This is a genomic window from Bradyrhizobium betae (genome assembly GCF_008932115.1).
In the GTDB taxonomy this organism is placed as follows: domain Bacteria; phylum Pseudomonadota; class Alphaproteobacteria; order Rhizobiales; family Xanthobacteraceae; genus Bradyrhizobium; species Bradyrhizobium betae.
This window is the reverse complement of record NZ_CP044543.1, coordinates 3,684,333-3,701,205: the sequence shown is the minus strand read 5'-3', so window position 1 is coordinate 3,701,205 and position 16,873 is coordinate 3,684,333. Positions and strand designations below refer to the sequence as shown.

Here is a 16,873-nt window from a genome sequence, read left to right as displayed (position 1 = left end):
GTCATGCCCCCTTGAAGGACGGCTTGCGCTTCTCGACGAAAGCCTTGGCGGCCTCCTTGTGATCCTCGGTGTCGCTGCAGCGGGTGTGGTGGATCGCCTCGCCGTCGAAGCAATCTTCCAGCGGCAGGTGCTCGGCATTGTTGATGTTGCGCTTGATGAAGCCGAGCGCGATCGAGGGGCCCTGCGCCAGCGACAGCGCGAGCTCGTGCGCGGCTGCGTCGATCTCGGCGTCGGGCACGACCCTGGTCACCATGCCGATCGCATGCGCTTCCTTCGCCGTCAGCACCGGCGACGTCAGATAGAGCTCGCGCGCCCGCGCGCTGCCGAGCAGCTGGGTCAGGAAATAGGTGCCGCCGTAATCGCCGGAGAATCCGACCTTGGCGAAAGCGGTGGTGATCTTGCAGGATTCGGACGCGATGCGCAGGTCGCAGGACAGCGCCATCGACAGGCCCGCACCGGCCGCCGCACCATCGAGCTGCGCCACCACGGGTTTCGGCATCTGATGCAGGATGCGCGAGACCTCCATGCCGCGGCGCAGGTTCGCCATCTTCACCTCGAACGGCAGCGGCGCACGGCCCGCCGCCATCGACTTGACGTCGCCGCCGACGCAGAACGAGCCGCCCGCGCCCTTGAACAGCACCGCGCGCACCTCGGGATCATCGGCCGCGCGCCGCGCCGCCTCGACCAGTCCTGCGACCATCTCGGGGTTGAGCGCGTTCTTTCGCTCGGGGCGGTTCATCGTGATGGTGAGCAGCCCGCCTTCGAGCTTTTGCAGGACCATGTCGTTCATGGGTGGTCTCCCTTGTTGTTGTTTTGCTCGGTCATTCCGGGGCGCGCGAAGCGCGAGCCCGGAATCCATTTCTCAACCGTCACTGCCGCCCGATGGATCCCGGGCTCGCGCTACGCGCGCCCCGGGATGACGACCTGTTGTTGGGCGCGCGTGTCGCCACGACGCCTCACGCCGTCACTTCTTCACCAGCGGACAGCGCGACTGCTCCAGGGGCTGGAATGCCTCGCTGCCGGGCACGGTGGCGAGCAGCTTGTAGTCGTCCCAGCGGCCCTTGGATTCCGACGGCTTCTTCACCTCGAACAGGTACATGTCGTGGATCATGCGGCCGTCCTCGCGGATCTTGCCGTTCTTGGCGAAGAAGTCGTTGACCGGCGTCTCCTTCATCACCTTGATGACCGCGGCCGCGTCAGTCGTGCCGGCCGCCTTCACGGCCTTCAGATAATGCGTGACGGAGGAATAGACGCCGGCCTGTGCCGAGGTCGGCACCCGCTTGGTGCGCTCCATGAAGCGCTTGGAGAAGGCGCGGGTGTCGTCGTTGAGGTCCCAGTAGAAGGCTTCGGCGAGCAGCAGGCCCTGCGCGGTCTCCAGCCCGATCGAGTCGATGTCGGAGACGAAGGCGAGCAGCGGCGAGACCTTCTGGCCGCCCTTGGTGATGCCGAACTCGGCCGCCTGCTTGATGGCGTTGACGGTGTCGCCGCCGGCGTTGGCGAGCCCGATGACCTTGGCCTTGGAGGCCTGGGCCTGAAGCAGGAACGACGAGAAATCGGACGTATTGAGCGGATGACGCACGGCGCCGAGCACCTTGCCGCCGGTCTTGGTGACGACGGCGCTGGTGTCCTTTTCCAGATCCTGGCCGAAAGCGTAGTCGGCGGTGAGGAAGAACCAGGTGTCGAGGCCCGACTTCACGGCCGCAAGACCGGTCACGTTGGCCTGGCCATAGGTGTCGAACACGTAGTGGATGGTGTAGGGACCGCAGGCCTCGTTGGTGAGACGGATCGAGCCCGGGCCGTTGAACATGATGATCTTGTTGCGCGCCTTCGCGATTTCGCCGGCGGCAAGCGCAGTCGCGGAGGCCGCGACGTCGTAGATCATCTCGACGCCCTGATTGTCGAGCATGTCGCGGGCGATGTTGGCGGAGAGATCGGCCTTGTTGAGATGATCGGCCGCCAGCACCTGAACCTTGCGTCCCAGCACCTCGCCGCCGAAATCCTCGACTGCCATCTTGGCGGCGGTCTCGCTGCCGGGGCCGGTGATGTCGGCATAAAGGCTCGACATGTCGAGGATGCCGCCGATCTTGAGCGGCGGCTTGTCCTGGGCCTGCACCGCGCTCGCACTCAGAGCAAGCGACGCGGCAAAAATGCCCGACAAAATATTCTTCATCGTAAAGAGACCTCCCTTATCGCGCCGCACTCTTTGGGCGCTTGATTGTGGCTGTTGCCGCAATCATGCCGCATGCGCAAGAGCGCAGCAAGCGCAGGTGCGAAGAGGCCGCATGTTCGGCGCGCGATTTCCGCAAAGCGGAATGGTGAGATGCGGATAAATGTTTCCACGTCATTGCGAGCGTAGCGACTTGTCCGCCGATGCTCTAGCGAAGGCGGAGGCAATCCAGAATCTTTCCGCAGAGACAGTCTGGATTGCTTCGCTGCGCTCGCAATGACGGAGTGTGAGGAAGCCTCTTCGCGACCCGCTACGCTTGAGTTAAGATTGACGCGCAACGCAACCTCTCCGGGCGCCGTGACGCGACTGCTTCATCTCGTCGTCGCATTTCCTCTCGTCGCGAGTCACACGGCGTTCGCCGCGCCGTGCCAATTCGAAACGCAAGGCGAAGGCCGCGTCGCCGCCATCGTCGACGCACGCAGCCTGCGTCTCGACGATGGCCGCGAGGTCCGCCTTACCGGCATCGAGCCAACCGCAACGACGAAGCCGGCGCTGACATCGCTGCTGGTCGGCCGCGACGTCACGCTGCGGAGCGCTGACGACACGCCCGACCGCTATGGCCGCCAAGGCGCGCTGGTCTTCGTCGGCGAGGACGATACCTCGGTGCAGGCCGCCCTCCTCGCCCAAGGCGACGCCATCGTCTCCGCCGAGATCACCGACAGGGACTGCGCAGCGGCCCTGATGGCGTCGGAGGCCGAGGCACGGCGCGAAAAAAAGGGCAATTGGGCTGACCCGTCGGCCATAAAAAACGCGGAAAGTCAGGACGATATTTTGGCCGGGATCGGGCGCTTTATGGTGGTCGAAGGCAAAGTCCTGTCGGTCCGGCAAGCTGGGGCAGTGACCTACCTCAACTTCGGACGGAACTGGACACGCGGCTTTGCCGTGACTATTTCAAGGCGCATGCTGCCGGCGTTCGAAAGCGCCGGAATGTCCCTTAAGTCCCTGGAAAATCGGCGCATTCGCGTCCGGGGCTGGGTCGAGGGGAATACCGGGCCGCGTATCGATGTGCTCCGGGTGGGACAGATCGAGTTGCTGGGCGCAATCGAGCCGACAGGGGTAAGGCCCTGAGGGGTCAGGCACGGGTTAAGCGACGTGAATGGGGTGCTAGAACGGCACGGACGAGGTGATTGCCGCCGCCTGCGGGCAGCGCCGGCCGCGCTTTGCCTCATGCTGGGCACGGCCCTCGCCGGTTGCGGCGACATGGGCCGGTTCCAGGCCGCGATGCCGACCCAGACGGTCGCGATGCCGAAGCCGAAGCCGGCCGTCGCGCAGACCCCCGCCACCGAGAAGGAGCACGAGCGCATCCTGGCCAGCTATGGCGGCACCTATGACGATCCCAGGCTCGAATCCCTCGTCAGCAAGACCGTGGACCGGCTCGTTGCCGCTTCCGACCGTCCCGACCAGGGTTACAAGGTCACCATTCTCAACTCCGGCGCGGTGAACGCCTTTGCGCTGCCGAACGGCCAGCTCTATGTCACGCGCGGACTTCTTGCGCTCGCCAGCGACACCTCGGAATTGTCCTCCGTGCTTAGCCACGAGATGGCGCATGTGCTGTCCAAGCACGCCGCGATGCGCGAGGACCAGGCCCGCCAGGCCGCGATCGTCACCCGCGTCGTCACCGACATGAGCAACGACCCCGATCTCACCGCGCTGGCGCTCGCCAAGACCAAGCTCACCATGGCGAGCTTTTCGCGCAACCAGGAGTTCGAGGCCGACGGCATCGGCGTCGGCATTTCCGCCAAGGCGCATTTCGACCCCTACGGCGCCGCGCGCTTCCTCTCGGCGATGGAGCGCAATGCCGAGCTGAAGGCCGGCAAGACCTCGCTCGATCCGCGCGCGCAGGATTTCACCTCGTCGCATCCGGCGACCCCGGAGCGCGTGCAGAACGCGCAGACCATCGCACGGCAATATATCGCTCCGGAAGGCGGCGAGCGCGACCGCGAGACCTATCTCGCCGCGATCGACAATCTCGTCTATGGCGAAGATCCCAGCGAGGGTTTCGTCCGCGGCCGGCGTTTCCTGCATCCGAAGCTCGGCTTCACCTTCCAGGCACCGGACAATTTCACGCTCGACAACACCGCGCAGGCGGTGATCGGCGTGCGCGACGGCGGCTCGCAGGCGATGCGCTTCGACGTCGTGCGCGTGCCGGCCGAGCAGTCGCTCGGCGATTACCTGAATTCGGGATGGATGGAAGGCGTCGAGAAGGCGTCGATCGAGGACATCACCATCAACGGTTTTCCGGCGGCGTCGGCCACCGCAAAGGGCGATCAGTGGCAGTTCAAGGTCTACGCGCTGCGCTTCGGCAGCGACGTCTATCGCTTCATCTTCGCGGCACGGCAGAAGTCGACCGAGAGCGAGCGCAACGCGCGCGAGACCGTCAATTCATTCCGCCGCCTGACCCTCGACGAAATCCAGGCCGCCCGCCCACTGCGGATCAAGGTCATCACCGTGCAGCCCGGCGACACCGTCGAATCGCTCTCCCACCGCATGGCCGGTGTCGATCACCCCGCCGAACGCTTCCGCGTCCTCAACGGGCTCGATCGCAGCGCGCAGGTGAAGGTGCGCGATCGCGTGAAGATCGTCGCGGATTGACGCTGCAGACTGTCAGCGTAGCCCAAATGGAGCGCAGCGCAATCTGGGATTTGTGCAGGCTTCCGCGGGCGGCTTAAGCGCCCGCGTCCATGTCGCCAGCCTCGCGCTGGCCAGCGAGCCAGAGCGCGAGCAGGGTCCAGAACGCGCCGGAGAGCAGATAGGCACCCGAAGCGATGACGCCGAGATTGGTGGCGAGCAGCAGCGCGACCAGCGGCGCGAAGCCCGCGCCGAACAGCCAGGCCATGTCCGAGGTCAGCGCCGAGGCCGTGTAGCGATATGCCTGCCTGAAGTTCGAGGCGATCGCGCCGGAGGACTGGCCGAAGGACAGGCCGAGCAGGATGAAGCCGATCACCATGTAGATGGTCTCACCGAACGCGCCGGCGTCGAGCAGCTGCGGGGCGAAGCCGCTGTAGATCGCGATCGCGATCGCCGATCCCATCAGCAGCGACTTGCGGCCGACACGGTCGGCGATGACGCCGGAGAGCACGATCGCCACGACACCGAACACGGCGGCGACGATCTCGATGATCAGAAAGCGCACCGGGCTTTCGCGGGTGAACAGGAACACCCAGGACAGCGGAAACACCGTCACCATGTGAAACAGCGCGAAGCTCGCCAGCGGCGCGAACGCACCAAGCATGATGTTATGGCCTTCGCGCGCAACGGTCTCGGAGATCCGCGAGGGCTGCAATTCGCGGGTCTCGAACAACGACGCATATTCCTCCGTCGTCACCATGCGCAGGCGCGCGAACAGCGCCACGACGTTGATGGCGAAGGCGACGAAGAACGGATAGCGCCAGCCCCAGTCGAAGAAATCGTCGGCGGAGAGATTGCCGGCGAAATAGGCGAACAGGGCGCTCGCCACGATCAGCCCGAGCGGAGCACCGAGCTGCGGCACCATCGCGTACCAGCCGCGCTGGGAGGGCGGCGCGTTCAGCGCCAGCAGCGAGGCCATGCCGTCCCAGGCGCCGCCCCAGGCCAGACCCTGCGCAATGCGCGCCAGCGCCAGCAGCCAGATCGCAGCAACGCCGATCTCGGAATAGCCGGGCAGGAAGGCGAGCGCCACGGTGGCGGTGCCGAGCAGGAACAGCGCCGAGACCAGCTTGGCCGTCTTGCCGTACTCCCGGTCGATCGTCATGAAAATGACGGTTCCGATTGGCCGTGCCACGAAAGCCAGCGCGAAGATCATGAAGGAATAGAGGGTTCCGGTCAGTTCGCTCGTGAACGGGAACACCAGGCGCGGGAACACGATCACCGAAGCGATCGCGTAGACGAAGAAATCGAAGAATTCCGAGGTGCGGCCGATGATGACGCCGATGGCGATCTCGCCGGGACTGGCTAGGTCGTGGCCGTGTTCGCCCGAGTGGAGGTCTGCCATTGCGGGGGTCTGTGCCGTCGCCATTCGTGCGCCCTTAACGTCCTGAAAACCAAAGCCAACCGCCCGGCGGGGCGCCAGGCGATCCGGGCTTGTCTGGCCCAACATTCCGCACTGCAACATTGGACAAATTGTCCAATGTCCGGATTGCTGCGCCGCAGCTACCCGTTGCCCCCGCAAAAGAAACTCATTCTCAAAGGCTCGGCCCGTGTCCCGTCTCAAGATCCTGGCGCTGCTACCCTTGGCAGTTGCGCTTAGTGGCTGCAACTACGTCGTGCTGGCGCCAGCCGGCGACATCGCTGCCCAGCAGCGCGACCTCGTCATCATCTCCACTCTCCTGATGCTTTTGATCGTCGTCCCCGTGATGGCGCTGACGGTGATGTTCGCCTGGCGCTACCGCCAGTCCAACACCTCGGCCCGCTACGAGCCGGAATGGGATCACTCGACCAAGCTCGAGCTGGTGATCTGGTCGGCGCCGTTGCTGATCATCATCTGCCTGGGCGCGCTGACCTGGATGGGCACGCATCTGCTCGACCCCTATCGCACGCTCGGCCGCATCCATGCCGACCGCGCCGTGGACCAGTCCAAGGCCCCGCTCGAGGTCGATGTCGTCGCGCTCGACTGGAAGTGGCTCTTCATCTATCCGGACTACGGCATCGCCACCGTCAACGACCTCGCCGCGCCCGTCGATCGCCCGATCAACTTCCGCATCACGGCGTCCTCGGTGATGAACTCGTTCTACATCCCCGCACTGGCCGGCCAGATTTACGCGATGCCGGGCATGGAGACCAAGCTCCACGCCGTGGTGAACCACGCCGGCACCTACAAGGGCTTCTCGGCGAATTACAGCGGCGCCGGCTTCTCCGGCATGCACTTCAACTTCCAGGGCCTCGACGACAAGGGTTTTGACGCCTGGGTCGCCAGCGCCAAATCCGCCGGCGGCTCGCTCGGTCGCGCCGAATATCTCCAGCTCGAGAAGCCCAGCCAGAACGAGCCGGTGCGCCGCTACGGCACCATCGATTCCGATCTCTACCGCCTGATCCTCAACATGTGCGTCGAGACCGGCAAGATGTGCCAGAGCGAGATGATGGCGATCGATGCCAAGGGCGGTCGCGGCCATGAGGGCCTGAACAACACGCTGCCGCTGGCCTACGACAAATACGCCCGCCGCGGCACCGCGTTCGGACCCGAGCCGACCTTCGTCGCCGGCACCTGCACGCCCGAGGCGCCGCAGGGCAAGACCACGGCCTCCATCACGGCACCCGTCGACACCGCGCCGCTTACCGGCGCCGGCCTCAAGCGGCCGACCTTCACGCCGCTCAAGTCCTCGTCCTTCTTCCTCGGACAGCGTCCGAAGTCAGACTCCTAAAGAGAGCTCGCATGTCTCCTGATCTTCTCAAGCTCATCTTCGGCCGGCTCGGCATCGAATCGCTGCCGCTGCACGAGCCGATCGTCGTCGGCACCTTCGTGATGGTCGCACTCGGCGGCGTCACGCTGCTCGCCGGCCTCACCTATTTCCGCCTGTGGGGCTATCTGTGGCGCGAGTGGTTCACCAGCGTCGACCACAAGCGCATCGGCATCATGTACATGATCCTCGGCATCGTGATGCTGCTGCGAGGCTTCGCGGACGCGCTGATGATGCGCGGCCAGCAGATGCTCGCCTTTGGCGGCTCCGAAGGCTATCTCAACGCCCATCACTACGACCAGGTCTTCACCGCCCACGGCGTGATCATGATCTTCTTCGTGGCGATGCCACTGGTGACGGGCCTGATGAACTACGTCGTGCCGCTCCAGATCGGCGCGCGCGACGTGTCGTTCCCGTTCCTCAACAATTTCAGCTTCTGGATGACGGTCGGCGGCGCGGTGCTGGTGATGGCCTCGCTGTTCATCGGCGAATTCGCCCGCACCGGCTGGCTGGCTTATCCGCCGCTGTCGAACATCGGCTACAGCCCTGACGTCGGCGTCGACTATTACATCTGGGCACTACAGATCGCAGGCGTCGGCACCACGTTATCCGGCATCAACCTGATCTGCACCATCGTCAAGCTGCGCTGCCCCGGCATGACCATGATGAAGATGCCGGTCTTCACGTGGACCTCGCTCTGCACCAACATCCTGATCGTCGCCTCCTTCCCCGTTCTGACCGTGGTGCTGGCGCTGCTCTCGCTCGATCGCTACGTCGGCACCAACTTCTTCACGAACGATTTCGGCGGCAGCCCGATGATGTACGTGAACCTGATCTGGATCTGGGGCCATCCCGAGGTCTACATTCTGGTTCTCCCCGCCTTCGGCATCTTCTCGGAAGTCACCTCGACCTTCTCTGGCAAGCGCCTGTTCGGCTACACCTCGATGGTCTACGCCACGGTGGTCATCACCATCCTGTCGTACCTGGTGTGGCTGCACCACTTCTTCACAATGGGCTCGGGCGCCAGCGTCAACTCGTTCTTCGGCATCACCACGATGATCATCTCGATCCCGACGGGCGCGAAGATGTTCAACTGGTTGTTCACGATGTATCGCGGCCGTATCCGCTACGAGCTGCCGATGATGTGGACGATCGCCTTCATGCTGACCTTCGTGCTCGGCGGCATGACCGGCGTGCTGCTCGCGGTGCCGCCCGCCGACTTCGTCCTGCACAACAGCCTGTTCCTGATCGCGCACTTCCACAACGTGATCATCGGCGGCGTGGTGTTCGGTGCGTTCGCCGGCATCAACTACTGGTTCCCGAAGGCGTTCGGCTTCAAGCTCGATGTGTTCTGGGGCAAGCTGTCGTTCTGGTTCTGGGTCGTCGGTTTCTACCTCGCCTTCATGCCGCTCTACGTGCTCGGCCTGATGGGCGTGACCCGCCGCCTGCGCGTGTTCGACGATCCGTCTCTCCAGATATGGTTCGTCATCGCCGCGATCGGTGCTTTCCTCGTCTTCCTGGGCATCCTCAGCATGCTGATGCAGTTCGCGGTCTCTTTCCTCAAGCGCGAGCAGCTCAAGGACGTCACTGGCGATCCCTGGGATGCGCGCACGCTGGAATGGGCGACCTCCTCGCCGCCGCCGGACTACAACTTCGCCTTCACTCCCGTCGTTCACGACAACGACGCGTGGTGGGACATGAAGAAGCGCGGCTACCAGCGTCCGCTCACCGGGTTCAAGCCGATCCACATGCCCAGCAGCACCGGCACCGGCATCATCCTCGCCGGGTTCGCCACTGCGATGGGTTTCGGCCTGATCTGGTACATCTGGTGGCTGGCAGCTGCGAGCTTCATCGCGATGCTCGTCGTCGGGATCGGTCACACCTTCAACTATCACCGCGACTTCGACATTCCGGCCGACGACGTCGTCCGGGCCGAGGACGCGCGCACCAAACTGCTCGCCGGAGCCAAGTAAATGTCGATCGCTGTCAACCCTGCCCAGACCGGCGCACCGGTCTTCTATCTCGCCGACGAACACCCGCATCCGGAAGGCTACAGCACCTCGCTCGGCTTCTGGATCTACCTGATGAGCGACTGTCTCATCTTTGCGATGCTGTTCGCCACCTTCGGCGTGCTCGGCGGCAACTACGCCGCCGGCCCCGCGCCGAAGGACCTGTTCGAGCTGCCGCTGGTCGCGGTGAACACCACGATGCTGCTGCTGTCGTCGATCACCTATGGCTTTGCCATGCTGACGATGCAGCAGAACAAGATCGCCCAGACGCAGCTGTGGCTGGCGATCACCGGTCTGTTCGGCCTCGCCTTCATCGGCATCGAGCTCTCCGAGTTCGCCCACATGATCCATGAAGGCGCGACACCCCAGCGCAGCGCGTTCCTGTCCGCCTTCTTCACGCTGGTCGGCACCCACGGCCTGCACGTGTCCTGCGGCCTGATCTGGCTGGTGACGCTGATGGTTCAGGTCTGGAAGTTCGGCCTGATCGAGGCCAACCGGCGCCGCCTGATGTGCCTGTCGATGTTCTGGCACTTCCTCGACGTGGTCTGGATCGGCGTCTTCACCTTCGTCTATCTCCTGGGAGTTCTGCGATGAGCACCGATACCCACGCAGCTGGCGCGGACGATCATCACCACGGCGACAGCCACGCCCACGGCTCGTTCTCGACCTATATGCTCGGCTTCATGCTCTCGGTCGTCCTGACCGCGATCCCGTTCTGGCTGGTGATGAGCGGCGCGCTTCCGAGCAAGCAGATCACGGCGCTGGTCATCATGGCCTTCGCGGTCGTGCAGATCGTGGTGCACATGATCTACTTCCTGCACATGAGCCCCAAATCCGAGAACGGCTGGACCATGATGGCGCTGATCTTCACCGTCGTCATGGTGGTGATCGCGCTGTCCGGTTCGCTGTGGGTGATGAGCCACCTCAACAGCAACATGATGCCGATCCACGAGATGACGGGAATGAAGTGAGCGAGATCCGGACCGCGACGAGCGAGGCAGAGGGGGCGTACGACAAGATTGCGCGCTCCCCGTCCTTGTGGCTCGCGGTCCTCTCGCTCACGGCCTTTGCCGTTCTGATCGCGCTCGGCGTCTGGCAGATCGAGCGCCGCGCCTGGAAGCTGGCTCTGATCGACCGCGTCGAGCAGCGCGTTCACGCCCCGGCCGAGCCGATCCCCTCGCCAGCGGCATGGTCCGCGGTCACCGCCGCCAACGACGAATACCGGCACGTCAGCCTCACCGGCCGCTTCCTGCATGACCGCGAGACGCTGGTTCAGGCCGTCACCGAGGAAGGCCCCGGCTATTGGGTGCTGACGCCGCTTCAGCGCGCCGACGGCACGCAGGTTCTGGTCAACCGCGGCTTCGTGCCGGCCGAGCGGCGCGACGCATCGGCACGCCGGGACGGCAATCCGGACGGCCAGGTCGCGATCACCGGCCTGTTGCGCATGTCCGAGCCGAAAGGCGGTTTCCTCCGGAACAATGTCCCCCAGCACAACCGCTGGTATTCACGGGATGTTGCCGCGATTGCGGCCGCCCGTGGCCTCCACGAGGTCGCACCCTTTTTCGTCGATGCCGAAGCCGGATCACAATCAGGCGGCAGCCCCATCGGCGGATTGACCGTGGTCCGCTTTCCCAATAACCACCTGATCTACGCGCTGACGTGGTTTGCCCTGGCGTTCATGCTGGCCGGCTGGCTTTTCGTCACATTCGGCGGCGGGCTGTTCCGTCGCCAGCGCATCGTCCACGAACCGGCGGCCGGCTCCAGTGCCTCCGCCCGCAGGACGGGATCAGATGCTGGAACGATCGTCGAGCAGACCTGACGACGGTAGGGCGGCCCCCCAGGGACTTGCCAAGGAGCTTGGCGGGCTCGCCGTCACGCTGCAATCGCAGGCGGACGCGCGCAGCGAGTTGATCGGCGCTGCGCCGACCGACGACGAGACCAACCGCAAGAACATGGCGCTGCTGATCCAGCTGCGCTGGACCGCGGTGGTCGGCCAGATCGTGACCATAGGCGGCGTGCATTTCGGGCTCGGCATTCCCCTGCCGCTCGAGCGGATGGGCGCGGTGATCGGTGCGCTGCTGCTGCTCAACGTCTCCAGCCTGGTCTGGGTGCGCCATCGCGCCGCGATCACCAACAACGAGCTGCTGGTCGCGCTGATGCTGGACGTCGCCGCGCTGACGGCGCAGCTCTACCTTAGCGGCGGCGCCACCAATCCCTTCACCTCGCTGTTCCTGCTCCAGGTCACGCTGGGCGCGGTGCTGCTCGATGCCCGCTCGACCTGGTCGCTGGTCGCGCTGACCTGCGCGTGCTTCGTGTGGCTGACGCTGGCCCATCGGCCGCTCGACCTGCCGCCGAATCCGCTCAGCGAGACCTACACGCTCACCGTGGCCGGCATGCTGCTGGGCTTCGCCCTCAATGCTGTTCTGCTGGTCGTGTTCGTCACCCGCATCAACAGGAATTTGCGCGAGCGCGACGCCCATCTGGCCGCGCTGCGCCAGCATGCGGCCGAGCAGGACCACATCGTGCGCATGGGCCTGCTCGCCTCCGGCGCCGCGCACGAGCTCGGCACGCCGCTCGCCTCGCTCTCGGTCATCCTCAGCGACTGGCGCCGCATGCCGGATCTCGCCGCCGATCAGGAGCTCGCCGAGGATCTTTCGGAGATGGAGACCTCGCTGCAGCGCTGCAAGTCGATCGTGACGGGAATCCTGGTGTCGGCGGGGGAAGCGCGCGGCGAAGGTTCTTCGCCAACCACGGTGACGGCTTTCGTCACGGCGTTGGTGGAGGAGTGGCGCGACGCGCGCTCGGCGCGCACGCTCTACTTCGTCAATACGTTCGGCGAGGATGTCGCGATCGTCTCGGACGTTGCGCTGAAGCAGGTGATCTTCAACGTGCTCGACAACGCCTACGAGGTCTCGCGTGACTGGGTCGAATTTCTGGCCGAGCGCGAGGGTGACAATCTCGTGCTGTCGATCAGCGATCGCGGTCCCGGCTTCGCTCCGGAAATGCTGGCGCAGCTCGGAAAGCCCTACCAGTCGAGCAAGGGCCGCGCCGGCGGCGGGCTCGGCCTGTTCCTGGTGGTGAACGTCGTGCGCAAGCTCGGAGGTAGCGTGACCGCCGAGAATCATCGCAAGCGTGGCGCCACCGTGCGCCTGACGTTGCCGCTCGCAACGCTCGCGATCGGAGGCAGCTTTGACGCCTGACCGATCGCTCATCGTCGTCGAGGACGATGCCGGCTTCGCGCGCACGCTGAAGCGCTCGTTCGAGCGCCGCGGCTACGATGTCGTGCTCGCCGCCTCGATCGAGGAGGTCCGCAAGGTGCTGGAGGAACGGTCCTTCGGCCACGCCGTCGTCGACCTCAAACTCGGCGGCGCCTCAGGCCTTGCCTGCGTCGAGCTGCTGCATACGCATGATCCGGAGATGCTGATCGTGGTGCTGACCGGTTTTGCCAGCATCTCGACCGCCGTCGAGGCGATCAAGCTCGGAGCCTGCCACTACCTGGCAAAGCCGTCGAACACCGACGACATCGAGGCTGCCTTCAACAAGGCCGAAGGTAATGTCGAAGTCGCGCTCGATGCGCGGCCGACCTCGATCAAGACGCTGGAATGGGAGCGCATCCACCAGACGCTGATCGAGACCGATTTCAACATCTCGGAGGCGGCGCGGCGGCTCGGCATGCACCGGCGCACGCTGGCACGGAAGCTCGAGAAGCGGCCGGTGAAGTGAGCTGTCGTCCCGGCCGGGCACGCGCAGGTCCGGAACGATACTGACATTCCGACCCGACTTCGTCGCCTCGCTCCAGCGCCCCCAGACTGCCCGATCTTGACCGCGTAATTGCGATCGTCGATGATCCCGCGGGTAAGCAGTGATGGATCGATACATCCTGGACGTGAATTGCAATCTGCTGCCGTGACTGCATGTCTGTGAGCACGCACACAGACCCATCTTGTTTTTCAGATCATTTTTGGAGGCCGAAATGTTCCTGGCGCGCGCGCGATGGTGTTCGCTTCTGCTTGTTGCATGCATGTCTCCCGCGCTGGCACAGAGCGCCGCACCGCAACTGCGCGGCAAGTCGGTGACCGCGGGATGGACAGAGGAGAGGCTTCAGCGCCTGGGCGGCATGGGCGAGTTTGCGCCGAAGAGCTTTTCGCACACGCTCAGTGCCTACGTGTCGTCGGAGGGCCGTGTGTTCGCGCGGCGGACAGTTTACGGCGGCGGCAGGGGCAGGCCGAAAACAGGCCAGGCCAGCAGTGTCGGATCGGACGGTGCGGGCAGTCAGCAGGCCCGGCTAAGCGGCCGGTCTCTGATCGTGACGACGCAGTTCGCCGGCGGCGTCCGTCTCGTGCGGATCGAGTTCAACGCGGATTTCTCGGGCTGTACCGCCAATGTGGTACTCGGCCGGGAGAACGGCACCGCAATCGCGCGGGGACGTTCCTTGATCAATGGAGCGAGCCTTGAGATCAAGGAGGCACATGTGAGCAATACGAGCTGCTCGATCCAGGCCGGCAATGTCTTCGAGCACTAGAGCGTTTCACGTTTTTATTGAAGCGTAACCGGCGTTAGCAAAGTAGTTGGCGCATTCACGTGGTTGGATGTCCTGGACGAGGTGACCGATGTGGCGCCAAGTATCCTCGATGGTGCGCTTCTGAGCCTGTCGCATCCAGTGTTTGATCTTGGAGAAGGCCTGTTCGATCGGGTTGAGGTCGGGCGAGTATGGCGGCAGGTACCAGAGCCTGGCGCCAGCGGCCTTGATCATCTGTCTGACAACTTTCGACTTGTGGCTTCCGAGATTGTCGAGAATGACGATGTCGCCTTCGCGCAGCGTTGGCAGGAGGACATGCTTCACATAAGCGCAGAAGCATTCGCCGTTGATCGGCCCGTCGAAGACGCAGGGTGCCGTGAGTTGGTCATGGCGGAGCGCGCCGAGGAATGTGAGGGTACGCCAGTGCCCGTGCGGGGCGAAGCCGCGCAGGCGGGCCCCTTTGGGCCCCCAGCCCCGCAAGGGGGCCATGTTGGTCTTGATCCAGGTCTCGTCGATGAAGACCAGCCGGCCAGCATCAAGTCCGGCCTGCCAGGATCGCCAACGCTGGCGTCTATGAGAGACGTCGGCGCGCGCCTGTTCGAGGGCGAACAGTGTTTTTTTTGAACCGCAGCCCTTCTCGGCGCAGGAACAGCCAGACTGCGTTGTGCGAGACCTTGACCCCGCGGGATGCCAGCTCCGCCTTCAGACCATGCAGCGTCAGGTGCGGCGTCTGAGTGATCCGCTCGACGATGAAGGCGCGGTGCGAATCAAGCACGGGCTTGCGGTGACCGCCCATCTTGCCAGGCGCTACCGAGCCGGTCGTTCGATAACGCTGTGACCACTTCACAACTGAAGAGACCGCAACTCCAAACCGTTCCGCCACAGATCGGCAGCTCTCACCTTTGGTCACAGCGGAGACTGCGCGCTCACGCAAATCGTTGGAAATTGGTCGGACCATCGGATGCTGGCCTCCAGCCCAGCCAGCATCTTGAATCATATTCGCCCCTGATCCGGAATCTCTTCCGATTCAATAAATCTGTGAACCGCTCTAGACCAAAACGGGGTGCCGAGAGCGCGCCCCGCCATTCCGACCACAGCGAGCCCCACTCATGAAGACGTTGCACAGTCTCACCATCGCGCTGGCCGCATTCGCGGTGCTTTCAGCCGCCACGCCGGGCCAGGCCGAGCAGGCCACGCCGTCCTGCATCTACGCCAGCAGGAGCTACAGCGACGGCGCGTTCCTGTGCGTACAGAAATCGATTGCCCTGATCTGCCGCTCGGACGGCGGACGCTTCTCCTGGACAACCGTCACCGACAAGGATCTGGCGGATCGATGCACGGCTCCCGTATCTCATGTCCGCCCGCATCATGCGCGGGTTCGAACAGCAGCCTATCGCGTGCACCACCGCGATCCCTCGATCAGCGCCGCCAAGTGCTTCGACTTCAACGGCAAGCGGTATTGCGAGTGAACCCGCATTCGGGGTGACTGGTCTGGGCCGGACGGCGCAAAGCCCGGCGCTGGGCCATCGAGAACAACAAGGCGACAACAAAAAAGCCCGGCCGAGCGGCCGGGCTTGATGTGTTGCAGTCGACGCGACGAGAAGCTTACGCGGCCTCGTCGGCGACGGTGGTGTCGCCATCGGTCTCGTCGGCCTCGGCATCCGCCTCGCCTTCGCCATCGGCGGCTTCCGCCTTGGCGTTGCGGCGCGGGCTCTTGGCGAGCTGGGCCTCGATCTCCTTGACCGCTTCGGTCTCGGTCGAGTGCTGCACGACCGCGATCTCGCGGGACAGACGATCGAGCGCAGCTTCATAGAGCTGGCGTTCGCTGTAGGACTGCTCAGGCTGCGATTCAGAGCGATAGAGGTCGCGCACGACTTCCGCGATCGCGACGATGTCGCCCGAGTTGATTTTCGCTTCGTATTCCTGGGCACGGCGCGACCACATGGTGCGCTTGACGCGGGCGCGGCCCTTGAGGGTCTCCAGCGCCTTCTTCACCAGCGCGGGCTCGGACAGCTTGCGCATGCCGACATTGGCGACCTTGGCGGTCGGCACGCGCAGCGTCATCTTGTCCTTGATGAAGTTGATGACGAACAGCTCGAGCTTCGCGCCGGCGATCTCCTGCTCCTCGATGGCCAGGATCTGGCCGACGCCGTGAGCGGGATAGACGACGAATTCGTTGGCCTTGAAGCCCTGACGCTGGGTCACGACCTTCTTTTCCTCGACCTTCGGCGCGGGTGCGGCAGCCTTCACGACCGGCTTCGCAGCAGCAACGGGGGCCTTGGCAGGGGCGGCAGCAACAGGGGCCTTCGGAGCAACGGGCTTGGCAGCGGGAGCCTTGACGGCAGCGGGCTTGGCAGCAGGCTTTGCAACGGTCGCTTTTGCGGCCGGTTTGGCAGTCTTGTTAGGCATTGCGCTTCTTTTGTTCTTCGAGGACTTTGCAGCCGGTGCCTTAGTCGCGGTCCGACCCTTGGATGCGCTACGGCTGGCCGCGGCGACTTTTTTGGCCTCCTTATGGGAAGCCCTCGCTGAAGTACTCTTTTTACGCGTTTTCTGTGACACAGCCTGCGCGCGGAAACTGCCACGCCCCTGTTCGACATTTGGTTTCACGGGAACCCAACGGGGCCAACTGGGCTGACGGGGGTTCAGCTTAATGTGCCCAATATAGCACATTTCCCGCAAAAATCAATGATTTAGGGGTCTTCAGGGCTGGTTTTCAGCGTTCACGAAGCTATTAGGGTTAAGTTTG

General features: G+C 64.3%; 16 protein-coding genes. 11 read left to right on the top strand and 5 right to left on the bottom strand.

The genetic code is table 11. The features are described 5' to 3' along the window. Position 1 precedes the first annotated feature (1 nt). Positions 2-790 carry an enoyl-CoA hydratase gene (locus F8237_RS17555; RefSeq protein WP_151646578.1) on the bottom strand — a complete coding sequence of 263 codons (789 nt, stop codon included), beginning with the start codon at positions 788-790 and terminating at the stop codon, positions 2-4. 174 nt (positions 791-964) lie between these two features. Continuing rightward, positions 965-2,170, bottom strand: coding sequence for an ABC transporter substrate-binding protein (locus tag F8237_RS17550; RefSeq protein WP_151646576.1), 1,206 nt, complete (start codon positions 2,168-2,170; stop codon positions 965-967). Between the two features lie 273 nt (positions 2,171-2,443). Between F8237_RS17550 and F8237_RS17545 the strand changes: the two genes are divergently transcribed. Together F8237_RS17545 and F8237_RS17540 are read left to right on the top strand one after the other, a co-directional pair. Next, positions 2,444-3,295, top strand: a complete 852-nt coding sequence (locus F8237_RS17545) for a thermonuclease family protein (protein WP_151646574.1) — start codon at positions 2,444-2,446, stop codon at positions 3,293-3,295. A gap of 99 nt (positions 3,296-3,394) precedes the next feature. Then, positions 3,395-4,819, top strand: coding sequence for a M48 family metalloprotease (locus F8237_RS17540; protein ID WP_151646572.1), 1,425 nt, complete (start codon positions 3,395-3,397; stop codon positions 4,817-4,819). A gap of 73 nt (positions 4,820-4,892) precedes the next feature. Here F8237_RS17540 and F8237_RS17535 read toward each other — a convergent pair whose 3' ends face one another. Beyond that, positions 4,893-6,221: an MFS transporter gene (locus F8237_RS17535; protein ID WP_151646570.1), complete on the bottom strand. Its 1,329-nt coding sequence runs from the start codon at positions 6,219-6,221 to the stop codon at positions 4,893-4,895. 181 nt (positions 6,222-6,402) lie between these two features. Between F8237_RS17535 and cyoA the strand changes: the two genes are divergently transcribed. The 8 genes from cyoA to F8237_RS17495 all read left to right on the top strand — a co-directional run bounded on the left by cyoA (position 6,403) and on the right by F8237_RS17495 (position 14,130). Continuing rightward, the gene (cyoA, locus tag F8237_RS17530) at positions 6,403-7,563 is read left to right on the top strand and encodes a ubiquinol oxidase subunit II (RefSeq protein WP_151646568.1); all 1,161 of its coding nucleotides are present in this window, start codon (positions 6,403-6,405) and stop codon (positions 7,561-7,563) included. An 11-nt stretch (positions 7,564-7,574) separates the two neighbouring features. Beyond that, complete coding sequence (gene cyoB, locus F8237_RS17525) at positions 7,575-9,572, top strand: cytochrome o ubiquinol oxidase subunit I (RefSeq protein WP_151646565.1); 1,998 nt, start codon at positions 7,575-7,577, stop codon at positions 9,570-9,572. Beyond that, positions 9,573-10,202, top strand: a complete 630-nt coding sequence (gene cyoC, locus F8237_RS17520; protein WP_151646563.1) for a cytochrome o ubiquinol oxidase subunit III — start codon at positions 9,573-9,575, stop codon at positions 10,200-10,202. It abuts the gene before it with no gap. Next, positions 10,199-10,579, top strand: a complete 381-nt coding sequence (gene cyoD / locus F8237_RS17515) for a cytochrome o ubiquinol oxidase subunit IV (protein WP_151646561.1) — start codon at positions 10,199-10,201, stop codon at positions 10,577-10,579. The genes cyoC and cyoD overlap by 4 nt, the downstream gene beginning before the upstream one ends. Then, complete coding sequence (locus F8237_RS17510) at positions 10,576-11,427, top strand: SURF1 family protein (protein WP_151646559.1); 852 nt, start codon at positions 10,576-10,578, stop codon at positions 11,425-11,427. The genes cyoD and F8237_RS17510 overlap by 4 nt, the downstream gene beginning before the upstream one ends. Next, positions 11,399-12,808 (top strand): ATP-binding protein, encoded by a 1,410-nt coding sequence (locus F8237_RS17505; protein ID WP_162006095.1) that lies wholly within the window; start codon positions 11,399-11,401, stop codon positions 12,806-12,808. The genes F8237_RS17510 and F8237_RS17505 overlap by 29 nt, the downstream gene beginning before the upstream one ends. Next, positions 12,798-13,331: a response regulator transcription factor gene (locus F8237_RS17500; RefSeq protein ID WP_014439278.1), complete on the top strand. Its 534-nt coding sequence runs from the start codon at positions 12,798-12,800 to the stop codon at positions 13,329-13,331. The genes F8237_RS17505 and F8237_RS17500 overlap by 11 nt, the downstream gene beginning before the upstream one ends. Before the next feature lie 250 nt (positions 13,332-13,581). Further along, positions 13,582-14,130 (top strand): hypothetical protein, encoded by a 549-nt coding sequence (locus tag F8237_RS17495; RefSeq protein WP_151646555.1) that lies wholly within the window; start codon positions 13,582-13,584, stop codon positions 14,128-14,130. Between the two features lie 6 nt (positions 14,131-14,136). Here F8237_RS17495 and F8237_RS17490 read toward each other — a convergent pair. Then, a protein-coding gene (locus tag F8237_RS17490) for an IS630 family transposase (RefSeq protein ID WP_151650542.1) occupies positions 14,137-15,085 on the bottom strand; the annotation gives its coding sequence in 2 pieces (ribosomal slippage) (positions 14,137-14,748 and positions 14,750-15,085; 948 coding nt in all). 151 nt (positions 15,086-15,236) lie between these two features. On the opposite strand from F8237_RS17490, the gene F8237_RS17485 reads away from it, so the two are divergent. Then, positions 15,237-15,596 carry a DUF1496 domain-containing protein gene (locus F8237_RS17485; protein WP_151646553.1) on the top strand — a complete coding sequence of 120 codons (360 nt, stop codon included), beginning with the start codon at positions 15,237-15,239 and terminating at the stop codon, positions 15,594-15,596. A 136-nt stretch (positions 15,597-15,732) separates the two neighbouring features. Here F8237_RS17485 and F8237_RS17480 read toward each other — a convergent pair whose 3' ends face one another. After that, positions 15,733-16,536 carry a CarD family transcriptional regulator gene (locus F8237_RS17480; protein WP_162006094.1) on the bottom strand — a complete coding sequence of 268 codons (804 nt, stop codon included), beginning with the start codon at positions 16,534-16,536 and terminating at the stop codon, positions 15,733-15,735. Between the last annotated feature and the right edge of the window lie 337 nt (positions 16,537-16,873).